Annotated in this window: 19 protein-coding genes; 13 read left to right on the forward strand and 6 right to left on the reverse strand. The window is 71.8% G+C overall.

Annotated elements, in window-relative coordinates; all coding sequences use genetic code 11:
• Window positions 1-18 precede the first annotated feature (18 nt).
• The 6 genes from QZV97_RS05765 (at window position 19) to QZV97_RS05790 (ending at window position 7,013) form a co-directional block, all read left to right on the forward strand.
• Complete coding sequence (locus QZV97_RS05765) at window positions 19-777, forward strand: class II glutamine amidotransferase (protein ID WP_295639884.1); 759 nt, start codon at window positions 19-21, stop codon at window positions 775-777.
• Window positions 778-878: 101 nt separating this feature from the next.
• Window positions 879-2,048, forward strand: coding sequence for a histidine kinase (locus QZV97_RS05770; RefSeq protein WP_295639887.1), 1,170 nt, complete (start codon window positions 879-881; stop codon window positions 2,046-2,048).
• A 2-nt stretch (window positions 2,049-2,050) separates the two neighbouring features.
• Complete coding sequence (locus QZV97_RS05775; RefSeq protein ID WP_295639890.1) at window positions 2,051-2,806, forward strand: LytTR family DNA-binding domain-containing protein; 756 nt, start codon at window positions 2,051-2,053, stop codon at window positions 2,804-2,806.
• Window positions 2,807-2,921: 115 nt separating this feature from the next.
• Window positions 2,922-4,127, forward strand: coding sequence for a DUF4382 domain-containing protein (locus tag QZV97_RS05780; RefSeq protein ID WP_295639893.1), 1,206 nt, complete (start codon window positions 2,922-2,924; stop codon window positions 4,125-4,127).
• 79 nt (window positions 4,128-4,206) lie between these two features.
• Window positions 4,207-4,722 (forward strand): (2Fe-2S)-binding protein, encoded by a 516-nt coding sequence (locus QZV97_RS05785; protein ID WP_295639896.1) that lies wholly within the window; start codon window positions 4,207-4,209, stop codon window positions 4,720-4,722.
• Window positions 4,719-7,013, forward strand: coding sequence for a molybdopterin cofactor-binding domain-containing protein (locus QZV97_RS05790; protein ID WP_295639899.1), 2,295 nt, complete (start codon window positions 4,719-4,721; stop codon window positions 7,011-7,013). Before QZV97_RS05785 ends, QZV97_RS05790 begins: the two co-directional genes overlap by 4 nt.
• Before the next feature lie 99 nt (window positions 7,014-7,112).
• Here QZV97_RS05790 and QZV97_RS05795 read toward each other — a convergent pair whose 3' ends face one another.
• The 5 genes from QZV97_RS05795 to lplT form a co-directional block, all read right to left on the reverse strand.
• Window positions 7,113-7,865: an amino acid ABC transporter permease gene (locus QZV97_RS05795; protein ID WP_295639902.1), complete on the reverse strand. Its 753-nt coding sequence runs from the start codon at window positions 7,863-7,865 to the stop codon at window positions 7,113-7,115.
• Between the two features lie 26 nt (window positions 7,866-7,891).
• Entirely contained in the window at window positions 7,892-8,743 is an 852-nt protein-coding gene (locus QZV97_RS05800; protein WP_295639905.1) for a basic amino acid ABC transporter substrate-binding protein, read from the reverse strand.
• A gap of 127 nt (window positions 8,744-8,870) precedes the next feature.
• Window positions 8,871-9,839, reverse strand: a complete 969-nt coding sequence (locus tag QZV97_RS05805; protein WP_295639908.1) for a porin — start codon at window positions 9,837-9,839, stop codon at window positions 8,871-8,873.
• Window positions 9,840-10,008: 169 nt separating this feature from the next.
• Complete coding sequence (locus QZV97_RS05810; RefSeq protein ID WP_295639910.1) at window positions 10,009-10,926, reverse strand: DMT family transporter; 918 nt, start codon at window positions 10,924-10,926, stop codon at window positions 10,009-10,011.
• An 18-nt stretch (window positions 10,927-10,944) separates the two neighbouring features.
• Complete coding sequence (gene lplT, locus QZV97_RS05815; RefSeq protein WP_295639913.1) at window positions 10,945-12,219, reverse strand: lysophospholipid transporter LplT; 1,275 nt, start codon at window positions 12,217-12,219, stop codon at window positions 10,945-10,947.
• 183 nt (window positions 12,220-12,402) lie between these two features.
• Between lplT and alr the strand changes: the two genes are divergently transcribed.
• The 7 genes from alr to QZV97_RS05850 all read left to right on the forward strand — a co-directional run bounded on the left by alr (window position 12,403) and on the right by QZV97_RS05850 (window position 17,397).
• Window positions 12,403-13,530 carry an alanine racemase gene (alr, locus tag QZV97_RS05820; RefSeq protein ID WP_295639916.1) on the forward strand — a complete coding sequence of 376 codons (1,128 nt, stop codon included), beginning with the start codon at window positions 12,403-12,405 and terminating at the stop codon, window positions 13,528-13,530.
• Window positions 13,531-13,600: 70 nt separating this feature from the next.
• On the forward strand, window positions 13,601-13,864 hold the full coding sequence (locus QZV97_RS05825) for a GlsB/YeaQ/YmgE family stress response membrane protein (protein ID WP_295639919.1): 264 nt from the start codon (window positions 13,601-13,603) through the stop codon (window positions 13,862-13,864).
• Window positions 13,865-13,866: 2 nt separating this feature from the next.
• Window positions 13,867-14,367, forward strand: a complete 501-nt coding sequence (locus tag QZV97_RS05830) for a hypothetical protein (protein ID WP_295639922.1) — start codon at window positions 13,867-13,869, stop codon at window positions 14,365-14,367.
• Window positions 14,364-14,777 carry an alternative ribosome rescue aminoacyl-tRNA hydrolase ArfB gene (gene arfB, locus QZV97_RS05835; protein WP_295639925.1) on the forward strand — a complete coding sequence of 138 codons (414 nt, stop codon included), beginning with the start codon at window positions 14,364-14,366 and terminating at the stop codon, window positions 14,775-14,777. Before QZV97_RS05830 ends, arfB begins: the two co-directional genes overlap by 4 nt.
• 16 nt (window positions 14,778-14,793) lie before the next feature.
• Window positions 14,794-16,155 (forward strand): DNA repair protein RadA, encoded by a 1,362-nt coding sequence (gene radA / locus QZV97_RS05840; protein ID WP_295639928.1) that lies wholly within the window; start codon window positions 14,794-14,796, stop codon window positions 16,153-16,155.
• A 13-nt stretch (window positions 16,156-16,168) separates the two neighbouring features.
• Window positions 16,169-16,981 carry a metallophosphoesterase family protein gene (locus tag QZV97_RS05845; protein ID WP_295639931.1) on the forward strand — a complete coding sequence of 271 codons (813 nt, stop codon included), beginning with the start codon at window positions 16,169-16,171 and terminating at the stop codon, window positions 16,979-16,981.
• Window positions 16,978-17,397, forward strand: a complete 420-nt coding sequence (locus tag QZV97_RS05850) for a hypothetical protein (protein WP_295639936.1) — start codon at window positions 16,978-16,980, stop codon at window positions 17,395-17,397. Before QZV97_RS05845 ends, QZV97_RS05850 begins: the two co-directional genes overlap by 4 nt.
• Window positions 17,398-17,413: 16 nt before the next feature.
• Here QZV97_RS05850 and QZV97_RS05855 read toward each other — a convergent pair whose 3' ends face one another.
• Window positions 17,414-17,848, reverse strand: coding sequence for a PEP-CTERM sorting domain-containing protein (locus QZV97_RS05855; protein ID WP_295639939.1), 435 nt, complete (start codon window positions 17,846-17,848; stop codon window positions 17,414-17,416).
• Window positions 17,849-17,947 lie beyond the last annotated feature (99 nt).

The following is a 17,947-nucleotide window of genomic DNA, read 5'->3' on the forward strand; positions in this document are numbered from 1 at the left end:
GCTTGCGATACTGGCCGCATGTGCCAGCTGCTCGGAATGAACGGCAACACGCCGACCGACATCGTCTTCAGCTTCACCGGCTTTGCCACGCGCGCCGTGGAGCACAAGGACGGCTTCGGCATCGCCTTCTTCGAAGGTCCCGGCGTGCGCTGCTTCGTCGACCATCACAGCGCCGCGAGCTCGCCGGTGGCGGAGATGGTGCGCCGCTACCCGATCCGCAGCGAGCACGTCATCGCCCACATCCGCAAGGCCACGCAGGGCCGGGTCGCGCTGCAGAACACCCACCCCTTCGTGCGCGAGCTGTGGGGCCGCTACTGGGTGTTCGCGCACAACGGCGACCTGAAGGACTTCCATCCCAAGCTGCATGCCGCGTTCCGGCCGGTGGGCGACACCGACAGCGAGCGCGCCTTCTGCTGGCTGCTGCAGGAGCTGGCGAAGAACCACGCCTCGGTGCCGAGCGTGGGCGACCTGACCGAGACCCTGCGCGAGCTGGTCGCGCCGGTGGCGAGGCACGGCAGCTTCAACTTCCTGCTGAGCAACGGCGACGCGCTGTGGGCCCATTGCTCGACCGCGCTGCACTGGCTGCAGCGCCGCCATCCCTTCCGCGAGGCGCGCCTGCAGGACCAGGACCTGACCGTCAACTTCGCCGAGCTGACCACGCCGCAGGACCGCGTGGCCGTCGTCGTGACCGAGCCGCTGACCACCGACGAGCCCTGGGCCGCCTTCGCGCCGGGCGAGCTGAAGGTCTTCCAGGGCGGCGAGCTGCTGGCGGCCTGAGGCCGCCGTTCATGACGGCGGGCGGGCCGTTCGCGTCGGGCAGGCTGCCGTTCGCCGCGCGCGGCCGGCCACCGGTCTGCGGCCTGCTTAGACTGCGCCCGATGACCGTGCCCCTGCCCCTTGCGCACAACCGCTTCCAGCGCTGGTACTTCCGCTGGGCGGCGCCGCACTACGCGCGCATGGCGCCGGAGGTGCGTGCGCAGGCCGAGGCCATCGACCGGCTGCTCTACAGCCGCCGCGGGCTGTGGGTCTGGCTGGGCGTGGCGCTCGGCGTGGCCGGAGCCGCCGCCGGGCTGGCCGCGGCCGGCGTTGCCTTCGCGTCGGCCCTGCTGGTGAGCCTGGTGCTGGCCTTCTGCTTCGTCGTCGGCGGGGTCAGCGTGTGGCTGATGCCGCAGCGCTACTCGGGTCGCCGGCTGTGGCGCATCGCGCTGATCATGATGCTGGGCACCTATGCCGGCGTGTTCGCCTCGGTCATCGGCTCGACCTGGCGCAGCGCGATGTCGGGCGAGCAGTGGCTGCAGGCCCTGGGCGCGGTGCTGTGGCGTGCCACGCCCTTCCAGCTGCTGGCCGGGCTGGCGCTGATGCTGGTGATGTGGGGCACGGCGGCGGCGCGGCGCTACGCGCTGCAGCAGGAGCTGGCGCAGTCGCGGCTGGAGCAGGAGCGCGATGCCGCGGCGCGCCAGGCCGCCGAGGCGCGGCTGAAGCTGCTGCAGGTGCAGATCCAGCCGCACTTCCTGTTCAACACGCTGGCGACGCTGCAGCACTGGGTCGACACCCAGGATGCGCGCGGCGGCCCGCTGCTGAAGAGCCTGACCAGCTTCCTGCGCCAGTCGGTCGGCCTGCTGGAGAAGGACAGCACGACGCTCGCCCAGGAGGCCGAGCTGGCGCGGACCTACCTGGGCATCATGCAGGCGCGCCTGGGGCCGCGGCTGCGCCACGAGATCGCACTGCCGGTCGAGGCGGCCGACATCGTGCTGCCGCCCGGCCTGCTGCTGACGCTGGTCGAGAACGCGATCGAGCACGGCATCGAGCCGGCCCTGCACGGCGGCCTGCTGCGCATCGAGGCCGAGCGCGGCGACGGCGGCGTCGAGCTGCGCGTGCGCAACGGCGGCGTGCCGCTGGCCCTGCCGGTGAGCGAAGGCGTGGGCCTGCGCAACTCGCGCGAGCGGCTGGTCGGCCGCCACGGCGCGCAGGCCCGGCTGGAGTTGCTGCGCGACCCGCAGGGCGGGACGCTGGCCCGCGTGTGGCTGCCCGACGCGAACGCCCCATGACGATGGACGCCACGACCCCGACCGCGCTGGTCGCCGACGACGAAGAGGCCCCGCGCGAGCAGCTGCTCGCCGCGCTGGCGCGCCGCTGGCCGGCGCTGGCCGTCGTCGCCGCGGCGGCCAACGGCAGCGACGCCTGGGACGCCTTCCTCGAGCACGAGCCGGCGGTCTGCTTCCTCGACGTGCGCATGCCCGGCCTGACCGGCCTGGAGGTCGCGCAGCGCATCCGCGGCCGCGCGCACGTGGTCTTCGTCACCGCGCACGGCGACCACGCGCTGGAGGCCTTCGATGCCGGCGCGGTGGACTACCTGATGAAGCCGGTCGAGGACGAGCGTCTCGGCCGCGCGGTCGACCGCCTGCAGCAGCGCCTGAACCAGCCGCCGGCCGACCTGCAGGGCCTGATCGGGTCGCTGCTCGGCGGCCTGCGCAAGCCGGCGCCGCTGGACGTGATCCAGGCCGGCGTCGGGCGCGAGGTGAAGCTGATCCGCGTCGAGGACGTCGTCTACTTCGAGTCCGATGCGCGCTACACGCGCGTGGTCCATGCCGACGGCGACGCGCTGATCCGCCTGCCGCTGAAGGAGCTGCTGACGCAGCTGGATGCCGAGCGCTTCTGGCAGATCCACCGCTCGGTGATCGTCAACCAGCGCTGCATCGCCAGCGCGCTGCGCGTCGACGAAGGCCAGATGGTCGTCACGCTGCGCGGACGCAGCGAGCGGCTGGCGGTGTCGCGGCATTTCCAGGGCTTGTTCAGGGGTTTGTAGCTCCCGCGGCCGCGGGGGTGACGGTTGCAAACGCCTACATGGCTGGCGCCGGACGCCACTAAGCTCCCTGCGCAAGGCCCAGCCGTCGAAGGGCCCGATACCGAGGAGTCCAGCCATGAGGTCCAGCCAGACACCGAACCGCCCTGCCCGACTCGTCGCGGCCGCCTTGATCGGCGGCGCCGCCCTGGTGGCCGCCTGTGGCGGCGGCGGAGGCTCCGGCGACAGCGGCACGGGCAGCGTCCGCTTCCACCTGACCGATGCGCCGGCTTGCGGCTACGACGAGGTCAACGTCACCGTCGAGCGGGTGCGCGTCCACCGCAGCGCCACGGCCGGCGTCAACGATGCCGGATGGTCGGAGCTGGTGCTGGCACCGGCGCGCCGTATCGACCTGCTCGACCTGACCAACGGCGTGCTCGAGGAACTCGGCACGCTGTCGCTGCCGGCCGGCAGCTACACCCAGGTGCGCCTGGTGCTGGCGCCCAACACGGGCGGCAGTCCGCTGGCCAACTCGGTCTGGCCGACCGGCGGCAGCGAACAGCCGCTGACAACGCCGAGCGCGCAACAGAGCGGCAGCAAGATCCAGGCGAACTTCAGCGTGGCGGCCAACCAGGTCGCCGACCTGGTGCTGGACTTCGACGCCTGTCGCTCGCTGGTGGTCGCCGGCAACTCGGGGCAGATCCTGCTCAAGCCGGTGATCAGCGCGACGCCGGTGTTCGCGGCGGCGGGCAACGCGATCCAGGGCTATGTGGACGCGAGCCTGGTCGGCGCGACGGTATCGGCTCAGCAGGGCGGGGTGGTGCGACGCTCCACCGTGCCCGACGCGACGGGGCGCTTCGTGCTGTCGCCGCTGGCGGTGGGCAGCTATGACGTCGTGCTGGGCGCGCAAGGGCGTGCCACCGCCGTCGTCACCGGCGTTCCTGTCACCGAAACCGCACGCACGACCCTCAGCACGACCGGCGCGGCGCTGCCGCTGGCCGCCGCCAGCGCGCCGGCGAGCGTCACCGGCGTTGTCACCCGTGCCGGAACCACGGCGATTCCCGATGCCACCGTGCACGCCGTGCAGCGCCTGACCGGCGGGCCGGATGTCGAGATCGGCGCGCGTCAGGTGGACCTGGTGGGGGCCTACAGCCTGAGCCTGCCGGTCGCGGCACCCGGCCGGGCCGCCTATGCGGCATCGGCGCCCGTGACCTACACCTTCGTGCCCGACGCGCCCGTGGCGGCGCGCTATCGCCTGGAGGCCCGCGCCGAGGGCCTGACGACGCAGAACGCCGACATCGACCTCACGGCCGGCAACCTGACACGCGACTTCGTGTTTCCTTGAGGACCGCGACCGCCGCCGACGGGCGGCGCCTGGCGGCGCCGCGCAGAATCGGATCCATCGACGCTTCCCAACCCGCCCGATGGACCTGCTGATCAACGGCCAGCCCCGGCCGCTTCCGGACGACGCCGTCGATCCGGCGATGCCCCTGCTGTGGGTGCTGCGCGATGTGCTCGACCTCACCGGCACCAAGTTCGGCTGCGGCGTGTCGGCCTGCGGTGCCTGCACGGTGCGCGTCGACGGCGAGCCGCTGCGGTCCTGCGTGACGCCGTTGTCGCAGGTGCAGGGCAAGGCGATCCAGACCATCGAGGGCCTGGGCTCGCCCGAGACGCCGCACGCGCTGCAGCGCGCCTGGATCCAGCACCAGGTGCCGCAGTGCGGCTACTGCCAGAGCGGCATGCTGATGGCGGCGGCTGCGTTGCTGGAGAGGAACCCGCGTCCCACCGATGCCGACATCGACGCGGCCATCACCAACCTGTGCCGCTGCGGCACCTACCCGCGCGTGCGCGCCGCGATCCACGAGGCGGCGCGGGCGCTGCAGAAGAAGGAGGCGCCGCGCGCGCCGGTGGCCGCACCCGCTGCAAGGAAAGCGACATGAGGCGCCGCACCTGGCTGCTGGGCGCCACGACGGCGGGCGGCGCGCTGCTGGTCGGCTGGGGGCTGCTGCCGCCGCGCTCGCGCCTGGGTGCCAGGACGCTGATGGCGCTGCAGGCCGGCGAGGTGGCGCTCAATGGCTGGATCAAGGTCGCCACGGACGGCTCGGTCGCGCTGGCCATGCACCGCAGCGAGATGGGGCAGGGCGTGCACACCGCGCTGGCGATGCTGGTGGCCGAGGAACTGGACATCGGCCTCGACCGGATCCGGCTCGAGCAGGCCGGCCACGACAGCATCTACGGCAATGTCGCGATGTTCGTCGCGGCGCTGCCCTTCCATCCGCGCGACAAGGAGCCCGGGCACGAGACCGACGGCGTGCGCCTCGGCGAGCATCTGGTCGGCAAGCTGGCGCGCGAACTGGGCATCAACGCGACCGGCGCCTCGACCACGATCGCCGATGCCTGGGAGCCGCTGCGCCTGGCCGCGGCCACGGCGCGCGCGCAGCTGGTGGGCGCGGCCTCGCTGCGCTGGCGCCAGCCGCGCGAGGAGATCACGGTGCAGCGCGGCGTGATCGCGCATGCGGCCTCGGGGGCCAGCGGGCACTTCGGCGAGTTCGCCGCCGCGGCCGCGGCCACGCCGACCGGCGAGGTGCGGCTCAAGCCGCGCGAGACCTGGACGCTGATCGGCCGCCCGGCGCCGCGCACCGACGTGCCGGCCAAGACCGACGGCAGCGCGGTGTTCGGCCTCGACGTGCGGCCCGAGGGCCTGCTGTACGCGGCCGTGCGCATGTGCCCGATGCTGGGTGGCGCGCCGCAGCGCATCACGAACGAGGACGAGGTGCTGAAGCGCCCCGGCGCGCTGCGGCTGGTGCGCCTGCCGGCGCTGGCGGGCCTGACGGCCGGGGTCGCGGTGGTCGGGCGCAGCAGCTGGCACGCGCAGCAGGCCGTCGACGCGCTGGCCATCGACTGGGCGCCGCCGCCGGCCGGCACCGTGGACAGCGTCGCGATCGCCGCGGCACTGGAGACGCGCGCGCGCGAGGCCTTCGCCGACGACGGCGGCCTGCCCTTCCATGCGCGCGGCGACCTGGCCGCGGCCGAGCAGGCGGCGGCCGGCAGCGGCGCGCGCGCCGTCGAGGCGAGCTACCGCGCGCCCTACCTCGCGCATGCGGCGCTGGAGCCGATCAACTGCACCGCGCGCGTGAAGGGCGGCCGCGTCGAGGTCTGGGCCTCGACCCAGGTGCCGGGCATCGCGCGGGCGCTGGCGGCGCGCGCCGCCGGCGTGAAGGAGGAGGCCGTCACCGTGCACGTCACGCTGCTCGGTGGCGGCTTCGGGCGGCGCCTCGATGCCGACTTCGTGACGCAGGCCGTCGCGGTGGCGCAGGTGACCGGCGGACGGCCGGTGCAGATCCTCTGGTCGCGCAGCGAGGACATGACGCACGACTACTACCGACCGGCCGCCGCGGCCGTGATGAAGGCCTGGCTCGGCAGCGACGGCAAGCCGCAGACGCTGCGCATTGCCAGCGCCGGCGACGCGATCACGCCGCGCTGGATGGAGCGCGGCCTGCCGTGGTTGACCGGCCCGGTCGATGCGCCCGACAAGAGCACGGCCGAGGGCCTGTTCGACCTGCCCTACGACGTGCCGCACCAGCGCATCGCGCACGCAGCCACGCGCAGCGGCGTGCCGGTCGGCTACTGGCGCGCGGTCGGGCATTCGCACAACGCCTTCTTCAGCGAGGGCTTCGTCGACGAACTGGCGCAGGCCGCGGGCCAGGATCCGGTGGCCTACCGGCTGTCGCTGCTGGCCGGCATGCCGCGCCATGCGGCGGTGCTGCAACTGGCGGCCGACAAGGCCGGCTGGGGCAAGCCGCCGCCGGCCGGCCGCGCGCGCGGCGTGGCGCTGCACGAGAGCTTCGGCAGCATCGTCGCGCAGGTCGTCGAGGTGTCGGTGGCGCCGAAGCTGGCCGTGCACCGCGTGGTCTGCGCGGTCGACTGCGGCACCGTCGTCAACCCGGCGATCGTCGTGCGGCAGATGGAGAGCGGCATCGTCTTCGGCTTGACCGCGGCGCTGTACGGCCGCATCGACATCGTCGCGAGCGAGGTGCAGCAGAAGAACTATCCCGACCAGAAGCTGCTGACGCTGGCCGAGACGCCCGTGATCGAGACCCATCTCGTGCCCAGCCCCCACGCGCCGGCCGGCGTCGGCGAGCCGGGCCTGCCGCCGATCGCCCCGGCGCTGGCGAACGCGCTGTTCGCGCTGACGGGCGTGAGGCAGCGGGAGCTGCCGCTGAAGCTCTAGTGTCGCGACGGCCCGCAGGCAGCAGCGAGAGCCGGGAGTGACCGCGCGTGCCTTGCTGCGCAACGGCGGGCGCGATTCGAGGCCCGTACTGAAGCCGACTCAGTGCCCCCGCTGGTGCTCCGGCGACTCGAGCCGCTTGGCCAGCGTCGACAGCAGCAGCGTCAGCGCCAGGTAGACGACCGAGATCGCCAGGTAGGGCTCCCAGTAGCGCGAATAGGCCCCGGCGACCGTGCGCGCCGCGAGTGCCAGCTCGGCCAGGCCGATGGCCGACACCAGCGAGGAGTCCTTGATCAGCGTGACGGCCTCGTTGACCAGCGGCGGCACCATGCGCCGGAAGGCCTGCGGCAGGATCACGTGGCGCATGCTCTGGCCGTGCGTCAGGCCCAGGCTGTAGGCGGCCTGGGTCTGGCCGCGGTGGATGCTCTGGATGCCGGCGCGGAAGATCTCGGAGATGTAGGCGCCGGCATTGAGCGTCAGCGCCAGCGCGCCGGAGAAGAAGGCGCCGTACTCCTGGCGGAACTCGCGCGCCGTCTCGCCGGCCAGCAGCAGGCCGTGGTCGGGATGCACCAGCGTCGGCATCAGCGCGAAGTGCACCAGCAGGATCTGCACGAACAGCGGCGTGCCGCGGAAGAAGGTGACGTAGGCGATGGTCACCCATTGCGCCAGCTTCAGCAGCGCCGCCGCCACCGGCGATTGGGGCGGCGGACCGAAGCGCGAACTGCTGACCAGGCCGAGCACGAGGCCGAGCGCGAGCCCGGCCCCGATGGCGACGATGGTCAGCTGGATCGTCATCCAGATGCCGGCCGCGAACAGCGGTCCGTAGCCGGCCAGGATCTCCCAGCGCAGGTCCATCGTTCGTCCCGGCGCCGGTCAGTGCCTTACTTGGACGCCGCGGCGGCCGGCGCCGGGGCGGCGCCGAAGGTCTTGGCGTAGATCTGGTCGTAGGCGCCGTCGGCCTTGACGGCGGCCAGGCCCTTGTTGACCTTGTCCAGCAGCTCGGCGTTGCCCTTCTTGACGGCGATGCCGTACTGCTCGGGCGCGAAGGCCTTGTCGCTGACGGTCTTGAACTTGGCGGCCGGGTTGTTGGTCACGTAGTTCACGACCACGCCGTTGTCGGCCACGACCGCGTCGACGCCGCCGGCCTCGAGTTCCTTCAGCGCCAGCGGCGTGGACTCGAAGCGCTTGACGTTGGTGCTGTTCTTGCCCTGCAGCTTGGTCACGGTCTCGTCGCCGGTGGTGCCGGTCTGCACGCCGACCTTGAGCTTCTTCAGGTCGTCGAACTTCGTGACCTTGCTGGTGGCCTTGACGGCGATCAGCTGGTAGGCGTCGAAGTAGGGCGCCGAGAAGTCCATCGTCTGCTTGCGCTCGTCGGTGATCGTGATCGACGAGATCAGCAGGTCGCGGTCACCCTGGCCCAGCGAATTGAAGATGCCTTCCCACGGCGTGTTGACGAACTTGATCTCGAAGCCGCCCTTGGCGGCGACGGCGTTCAGCAGGTCCATGCTGAAGCCGACGATCTCGCCCTTCTCGTTCTGCGACTCGAAGGGGGCGTAGGCGGCATCGGTGCCGACCACGTAGACCTTGGCGGGCGCCGGCGCGGGGGCCGAGGCGACAGGGGCCGGGGCGGGGGCCGGCGCGGGCTCCTCCTTCTTGCCGCAAGCGGCCAGCAGCAGGCCGGCGCCGAGCAGGCCGAGGGTCTGGAGGAAGGGGCGGGTGGAGAGCTGGGTCATGACGGGTTCCTTTGTGGGGGCCGGTGGGCGGCGGGGCGCGAGGGTCGATGCGGCGCCACGCGGCGCCACGCGGCGCAAGGATACAAAAAAGCGGCCCGGGGGCCGCTTGTTCGCAGTGTCGTCGGACTCAGAAGTTATGGCGAATGCCGAGAGCCGCCAGCGAGCGGAAGTCGCCGCCGTAGAAGCCCGCGGCGCCGTCATCGATCTTGGTGAAGAAGCCGTACACCTTCGTGCGCTTTGACAGGTTGTAGTTGATGCCGGCCGTGTACTGCTTGGCCCCGCTGTTGGGCAAACCGTCCCAGGCTTTCGCCTGACCGTAGTTCAGATGGAACTCGGCAGCACCTAGCGTATAGATACCGGCAATCCGGCCATAGTCGCGCGAGCCCAGCTGCTGGCCGCCTGCGGCCAGCGTTTCGAAATCGTCCCGCTCGTAGAGCGCCCCGATCGAGAACGCGCCGAAACTGTAGAAGCCGCTGACGGAGAAGCTCTTGTCCTTGGCCTGCGTCAGGCGGCGTTCGGTTTCCGAATAGCCACCACCGACGTGGAGCGGCCCCGCGGAGTAGTTGCCGACCAACTCATAGGTCTTGTCAGTCGTACCCTCACCGGCGGCTACGGTCGCCGTGCCGACGAAGCCACCAAAACTGGGCGTCGAGTACTGGACCGCGTTCGTGAGGTCGATCCGATACGCATACAGCACGTCTGACGACGTCCCGGTGTCGTGATTGTGATTGCTGATGTAGTCGGCGGTTGCGTAGTAGATCGCGCTGAAGAAGCGCCCCATCCTGACCTGCCCGAGCGAAGCGCTCTTCAGCCCGACGTAGGCGTCGCGGCTGAAGCCGCCGGCCCCGGCGCCGGTGTCGGAACTGAAACCAGATTCCAAACCGAAGAATGCGTTCAGACCTCCGCCAAGATCCTCGCTGCCGCGCAGGCCCCAGCGGGAGGCGTTGTTCTGCAACACGTACTTCTCGTCTTGGCTGCCTACCTTCTGCACTTCGGCGGAGGTATTGATACGACCATACAGCGTGACGCTGCTTTGCGCGAAGGCGCTGCCGGTGAAGGCCGCGGCGAGCGCGGCGGCGAGAGCGAGTTTCTTCATGAGCGTGTCTTTCCTTTAGTGGGGGAAGGCCTGCGACCGACGTCTTGATCGAAGACGGGGACCCGGTCGAAGCGTCATCGAAGTTTAATGAAAGGGGCCCCGCCGCCACTGTCTCGCCAGCGCTTCGGACCGTCGCTGGCGCATTTCTGATGCGCCTGCACAACAGGCCTCAGGCCGGCCGGTCTGGCTCCAGGGCCGACAGGAGGGCGGCACCCAGGATCAGGCCGCCGCCGAGCAGTGCCTGGCCGGTCAGTTCCTGGTCGCCCAGCAGCACGGCTGAGCCGGCGGCGAAGACCACCTCGACCAGCATGACCACGGCGGTGACGCTGGCCGGCAGGTGGGAGGCGCCGTACTGCAGGGCCAGGTTGGCAGCCAGGAAGGCGGCCGCCAGGGCCAGCGCCGGCAGCAGCCAGTCGGGTCGCGGCGCCGGCGGCGGCGCCACGCCGCCGGTCAGGCCCAGCACCAGGGCCAGCGCGCCAGCCACCAGCATGCCGCCCAGGAACATCGCCAGCGCCCGCGCCTCGCGGGGGCGGGCGGATTCGCGCTTGAGCATCACGTTGTTGAGCGCGAAGCAGAAGCCCCCGGCGATGCCCAGCCAGTCGGGCAGGCTGGCCGGCACGGGCCAGCCGGCGCCGGCCGGCTTGAGCACGATGGCCGCACCGGCCAGGGCCAGCAGCACGCGCAATGCCGCCCAGCGCGTCAATCGCTCGTGCAGCAACCAGCGCGCCAGTAGCACCGCCCACAGCGGCATCAGATAGAAGAGCAGCACCACGCGCACCACGTCGCCGATGCTGACCGCCCAGTTGAAGCCGGCATTCGTGCCGCCGGCTGCCAGCACCAGGATCCACAGCACCGGCGTGCGCAGCAGCTGGCCGACCGCTCGCGGCCAGCGCCAGACGATGACGACGACCGCGGCGGCGTAGATCAGCGCCGTGGACCACAGCGGATGCAGGCCCATGCCCTGCAGGTGCCGCAGCGGCCACCAGGAGACGCCCCAGACGAAGGCGTTCAGCACCAGGGCCAGCAGGGCGAGCGTCGATCCGGGCGCGGGCAGGCCGGCGCGGCCGGCGGCGGAGTCACCGTGCATGGATCGCGGGCCGGGCGCTCAGTGGCGGTCGCTGCGCGCGATGGCCAGCAGGTGGTCGACCTCGTCCTTGTGGCGCACGGTGTTGTCGCGGTGCCAGCGCCGGATCAGCCACATCACGCCCGCGACCACCAGGCCGAAGATCGTGATCGCGCCGAAGGCCGACAGGCCGAAGCGCGTCATGCCCGTGTAGAAGGCGCCGAGGCCGAGGATGCAGGCCTGCTCGTTGAAGTTCTGCACCGCGATCGAGCGGCCCGCGCCCATCAGGTTGTGGCCGCGGTGCTGCAGCAGCGCGTTCATCGGCACGACGAGGAAGCCGCCGAGCCCGCCGAGGATCATCAGGAAGGGCGCCGCGACCCAGACGTTGGAGATGAAGTTCATGCCGATGACCAGGATGCCCATCGCGATGCCGAGCGGGATCACGGACGTGGCCTGGTCGAGCCGCATGCGCGAGGCCAGCACCGCGCCGACCGCGGTGCCGATCGCGACCACGCCCACCAGCGTCGAGGCCTGGGTCGTGCTGTAGCCGAGCGCGGCCGCCGACCACGCCAGCACGATGTAGCGCAGGTTGCCGCTGACGCCCCAGAACAGCGTGGTCGTGGCCAGCGAGATCTGGCCGAGCTTGTCGTTCCACAGGCGCGCGTTGCAGGCCGAGAAGTCGCGCACCAAGTAGGCGACGCTCAGCGACAGCGGCTGCAGCGGCGCGTCGGTGCGCGGGATGTAGAGGTTGAACAGCGCCGCGACGACGTACAGCGAGGTGATGGCGGCGATCGCCGCCTCGGGGGCGGTGTCGATGCCGGTGTTGATCATCGGCAGGTCGATCGACAGCAGCGCGGGTGCGATCGCGCGACCGACCAGCTGGCCGCCGAGCAGCACGCCGAGGATGATCGAGCCGATCGTCAGGCCCTCGATCCAGCCGTTGGCCTTGACCAGCTGCGAGGGCGGCAGCAGCTCGGTGAGGATGCCGTACTTGGCGGGCGAGTAGGCCGCGGCGCCCAGGCCGACCAGCGCATAGGCCAGCAGCGGGTGGGTGCCGAAAAGCATCATCAGGCAGCCGACCACCTTGATGGTGTTCGAGACGAACATCACCTTGCCCTTGGGCACGGCGTCGGCGAAGGCGCCGACGAAGGGTGCGAGCACCACGTAGAACAGCGCGAACATCGGCACCAGCGCGGCGCGTTGCCATTCGGGCTCGCCGGAGGTCCGGAGCAGCTCGACCGCAGCGACGAACAGGGCGTTGTCGGCCAGCGAGCTGAAGAACTGCGCCGACATGATGGTGTAGAAACCTTTTTTCATCGCGTGTCGGCTGCGCCGCCGTCGTGCGGCGGTGGATCGATGCGGTCTCCTCTGCGGCGCGGGTTATAGCATGGGGGTCTCTCGGGACACCGTGGCGCGCCCCCAGGGATCAGTGGCGCTGATCCTCGATGAAATCGCGAGGGCGAGCCTTGCGGTGCGCGCGGCGGCAGGCAAACTCGCGCCATGCCTCGCCCGATCGAAGCGCTGGTCCACGCCGACGCCCTGACGCACAACCTCGCGCGTGCGCGCGCTGCCGCGCCCGATGCGCGCGTGTGGGCGGTGGTCAAGGCCGCCGCCTACGGCCATGGCATCGCGCGCGCCTACGAGGCGCTGCGCGGCGCGGACGGCTTCGCGCTGCTCGACCTCGCCGAGGCGCAGCTGCTGCGCGAGCTCGGCTGGCGCGGCCCGATCCTGCTGCTCGAGGGCGCGTTCGAGCCGCGCGACCTGGAACTGTGCTCGCGCCTGAACCTGTGGCACGTGGTGCACCACGTCGCGCAGATCGACTGGCTGGCGATGCACAAGACGCAGGCGCCGCACCGCGTCTTCCTCAAGATGAACAGCGGCATGAACCGGCTCGGCTTCACGCCGACCGCCTACCGCGGTGCCTGGGCGCGGCTGGACGCGCTGCCGCAGGTCGACGAGATCGCGCTGATGACGCACTTCGCCGACGCGGACGGCGAGCGCGGGATCGCGCGCCAGCTGCAGACCTTCGTCGAGGCGACGCGCGACCTGCCGGGCGAACGCTGCCTGAGCAACAGCGCCGCGACCCTGCGCCATGCCGCCGATGCGCAGGTGCGGGCCGACTGGGTGCGCGCCGGCATCATGCTGTACGGGTCGGCGCCCGACTTCCCGTCGCACGACGTCGCGCACTGGGACCTGCGGCCGACGATGACGCTGCGCTCAAGGCTGATCGCGACGCAGCAGCTGGCGGCCGGCGACTGCGTCGGCTACGGCAGCACCTACACCGCGACCGGCCCGATGCGCATCGGCATCGTCGCCTGCGGCTATGCCGACGGCTACCCGCGCCACGCGCCGGGGCTGGCGGAGCGCAGCACGCCGGTGCTGGTGAACGGTCGGCGCACGCGGCTGGTCGGCCGCGTCTCGATGGACATGCTGGCCGTGGACCTGAGCGCGCTGCCGGACGCCGAGGTCGGGGCCGAGGTCACGCTGTGGGGCCACGGCCCGCAGGGCAGCACGCTGCCGATCGACGACGTGGCGCACGCGGCCGGCACCATCGGCTACGAGTTGATGTGCGCGCTGGCGCCGCGGGTGCCGGTCCGGCTGGCCGACGCCGCGCCGGCGGCTCGATGAGCTTCATCACCGCGGCGGTCCGGATGTCTATGATCGGCCGTCCCCTCCACCATCCCGCTAGGAGCTTTGCATGGGCATCATCGCCACCATCGTCATCGGACTGATCGTCGGCGCGATCGCGCGCTTCCTGCTGCCGGGCGAGCAGAAGATGGGCTGGATCATGACCTGCCTGCTGGGCATCGCCGGTTCCTTCGCGGCCGGCTACGCCGGCCAGGCGCTGGGCCTGTACGCGGTCGGGCAGCCGGCCGGCTTCATCGGCTCGGTGGTCGGTGCCATCGTGCTGCTGTTCGTGTACAGCAAGGTGGCCGGCGGCAGTTCCTCGTCGGGGAGCTGAGCGTGCTGGCCGGGTCGCGCGAACCGCGCGCACCCGATGACGCGCTGCTGCGGCACTGCCGGCGGCTGGTGCGCCGGCAGGCGCTGAAGGCCGCCGGCGTGTCGGCGCTGCCGGTGGCCGGTGTCGACCTGTTCGTCAACGCGCAACTGCTGGCCGGCACGATCGAACGCATCAGCCTCGCGCACGGCCTGTCGCGCGAGCAGATCGAGAAGCTGCCGCCGGCGTTGCGCACGCGCGTCGACGACCTAGCGCTCGAGATGGGTAGCTACCTCATCGGACGGCTGGTGACCCAGGCGGCGCTGCTGGCGGCCCTGCGGGCGCTGGGCCTGAGGCTGAGTGCACAGCAGGCCGCCAAGTTCGCGCCGGTGGCGGGGCAGGTGGCGTCGGCCGCGCTGTCGGGCTGGATGTTCAAGCGCCTGTGCGACCGCCACATCGAGCAGTGCCGCCGCGTGCGCGAGGTCCTGCCGCAGCTGCCGGCGCCGGTCATCGACGTCGTGGCGTGAACCGCGAGGCCTTGCTCGCGCTGCTGGAGCGCGAGTCCGAGTTCACCGCGGTGCGCGCGCAGGGCGCCGGCGGGCAGAACGTCAACAAGGTGTCGAGCGCCGTGCACCTGCGCTTCGACGTGCCGGCCTCGTCGCTGGGCGAGGCCCACAAGGCGCGGCTGCTGGCGCTGCGCGACCAGCGCCTCACCGACGAAGGCGTGATCGTCATCAAGGCGCAGGAGCAGCGCACGCAGGCGCGCAATCGCGAGGACGGGCTGCAGCGCTTGCTGGAGTTGGTGGCGAGCGTGGCGACGCCGCCGCGCAAGCGCGTTGCCACGAAGCCCAGCCTCGGAGCCAAGCGGCGCCGGCTCGAAGGCAAGAGCGCACGCGGCGAGGTCAAGCGGGCCCGGGCCAAGGTCACCGGGGACTAGCACGCACAATCTCCGCATGGCCAAAGAGAGGACCGTCTACACCTGCAGCGACTGCGGCGGCACCAGTCCCAAGTGGCTGGGCAAGTGCCCGGCCTGCGGGGCCTGGAACACGCTGGAGGAGGGCGTTGCCGAGGCCGCGTCGGCCACGCGCCACCGCTTCCAGTCGCTCGCAAAGACCCAGCTGGTGACGACGCTGTCGGAGATCGACGCCGCCGATGTGGCGCGCACGCCGACCGGGCTCGAGGAACTGGACCGCGTGCTGGGCGGCGGCATCGTCGCCGGCGGCGTGGTGCTGATCGGCGGCGACCCGGGCATCGGCAAGAGCACGCTGCTGCTGCAGGCCGCCGAGTCGCTGTCGGCAACCCTGTCGGTGCTGTACGTGACCGGCGAGGAGAGCGCCGCGCAGGTCGCCTTGCGCGCGCGGCGGCTCGGGCTGGAGGGCGCGCGGGTGCGGGTGCTGGCGGAGATCCAGCTCGAGCGCATCCAGGCCACGCTCGACGCCGAGCGTCCGGCCTTCTGCGTGATCGACTCGATCCAGACGCTCTACTCGGATCAGCTGACTTCGGCGCCGGGCTCGGTGGCCCAGGTGCGCGAGTGCGCGGCGCAGCTGACGCGCACCGCCAAGGCCAGCGGCACGACCATCGTGCTGGTCGGCCACGTCACCAAGGAAGGCGCGATCGCCGGGCCGCGCGTGCTGGAACACATCGTCGACACGGTGCTGTATTTCGAGGGCGATACGCACTCGAGCTTCCGCCTCGTGCGAGCGATCAAGAACCGCTACGGCGCCGTCAACGAGATCGGCGTGTTCGCGATGACCGAACGCGGCCTCAAGGGCGTCGCCAATCCGAGCGCGATCTTCCTGTCGACGCATGCCGAGCCGGTGCCGGGGTCCTGCGTGATGGTCACCCTCGAGGGCACGCGGCCGTTGCTGGTCGAGGTCCAGGCGCTGGTCGACAGCGGCGGGCCGAGCCCGCGACGCTTGTCGGTCGGGCTCGAACGCGACCGGCTGGCGATGCTGCTGGCAGTGCTGCACCGCCATGCCGGCATCGCCTGCATGGACCAGGACGTGTTCGTCAACGCGGTCGGTGGCGTGCACATCAGCGAGCCGGCGGCCGACCTGGCGGTGATGCTGGCGATCCAGAGCTCGCTGCGCGCGCGGGCGCTGCCGCGCGGCTTCATCGCCTTCGGCGAGGTCGGCCTGGCCGGCGAGGTGCGGCCGGCGCCGCGCGGCCAGGAGCGCCTGAAGGAGGCGGCCAAGCTCGGCTTCAGCGTCGCGGTCGTGCCCAAGGCCAATGCGCCGAGGAAGGCCATCGAAGGGCTGACGATCCATGCGGTCGACCGGGTCGAGCAGGCGGTCGAGCTGCTGCGGGGCTTGTGATGCCGGGATCGCCATGCGCGTAGCCGCGCTGTCCGACATCCACGGCAACCTGCCGGCGCTGGAGGCCGTGCTGGCCGAGGTGGCGCGCCTGGGTGCCGACGTCGTCGTCAACCTCGGCGACATCGTCAGCGGTCCGCTGTGGCCGCGCGAGACGGCGCAGCGGCTGATGGCGCTGGACCTGCCGACCATCGCCGGCAACCACGAGCGCCAGCTGCTGACGACGCCGCGCGAGCGGCAGTCTGCGAGCGACGCTCACGCTGCAGCCGCGCTGGGCGAGTCAGAGCGCGGCTGGCTGCGCGGCCTGCCGGCGGCATGCCGCCCTGCCGACGACGTGGCCTGTTGCCACGGCACGCCGGCGAGCGACCTGCACTACCTGCTGGAGACGGTGACGGCCGGCTTCGGCATCGAGGGGTCGCGCGGCGTGCGTGCGGCGAGCCTCGACGAGGTGACGGCGCGCTGCGCCGGCGTCGACGCCGGCCTGCTGCTGTGTGGGCACAGCCATGTACCGCGTGCGCTGCGGCTGGCGGGCGGGATGCTCGTCGTCAACCCGGGCAGCGTCGGGCTGCAGGCCTACGACGACGACCAGCCGGCGGAGCACTGGGTCGAGATCGGCAGCCCGCATGCACGCTGGGCGCTGATCGAGCGCCCGCGACCCGGTGCCGACTGGAACGTGGCGCTGATGGCCACCGCCTACGACTGGGAAGCTGCGGCGCGGCAGGCCGAGCGCAACGCGCGCGGCGACTGGGCCGATGCCCTGCGGACCGGCCGCGTCGGGCGGACCGGGCGCGAGGCGCGCGCCACGCAGGCAGGGGCCGCACCGGCATGAGCCGCGGCTGGATCGCCTGGGTGCTGGCGGTGGCGGCGATCGGCGCGGGTCACGCGTCGTATGGCTGGCCGGGTGTCGCGCTGGCCGGGACCGTGATCGTGTTCTGGCTGCTGCTCGACTTCAGCCGCGCGATGCGTGCGATGCGGCGCGCCGCGACGGCACCCAAGGGCAGCGTGCCGAGCGCCGTGATGCTGGCGGCCCGCTTGCGACCCGGCATGACGATGGTCGACGTGCTGCCGCTGGCGGGCAGCCTGGGCGAGCCGGTGAGCGGGGTCGCCGGGGAGCACTACCGCTGGACGGATGCCGGTGGCAGTGCGGTCGTCGCGATCTTCGGCGGCGCGCGTCTGCAGTCCTGGGACTTGCAGCGCCCTGAAACGAACGAAGGACCCGATGAGGGCCCTTCGCGGACGGCTTGAGTGGAGGCGACTCGCGCTACTGTCCGCTGCGGCGCCGTGCCATGAAGCCGACCACGCCCAGCCCGGCGAGGATCAGGGCGTAGGTGTGCAGTTCCGGCACGGGTGACGTGCTGGCCTCGAAGGCGACACCCTCGCTCGCGTCGTCGCCAGGGAGGACCGCGGCGCCCTGGAGACTGAGCATCCGGAAGGAGCCCATCGCATCCGCAGAGACCGGGGTCGTTGTCGAGAAGGGCGAACGGCCGGCATCGACATCGGTCGGCGTCGCGGAGCGGAGCTCGGCCGTACCAGCGAAGCTGTCGACGCCCATCCAGGACGGCGTCGGGGCCGCGGCTTCGGGTTGCGCCTGAACCAGGCCGACGAACAGCAGGTTCGACAGCAGGCTCAGCAGGATCTTGGGCAGAGGCTTCATGGGCGAGAAGGAGCGTCCGGTCGGACTGGCATCCAGCAGCACGGGTGGCTGCGGAGGAGGTGAACTTATGCGCCGCCATGCGCCGCAGCAATCCCCCATCGGGGTCCAACCCCCGCGATCCGGGGGGCGCCGACGGGCAGG

The organism is uncultured Methylibium sp. (genome assembly GCF_902826655.1).
In the GTDB taxonomy this organism is placed as follows: Bacteria; Pseudomonadota; Gammaproteobacteria; order Burkholderiales; family Burkholderiaceae_C; genus Methylibium.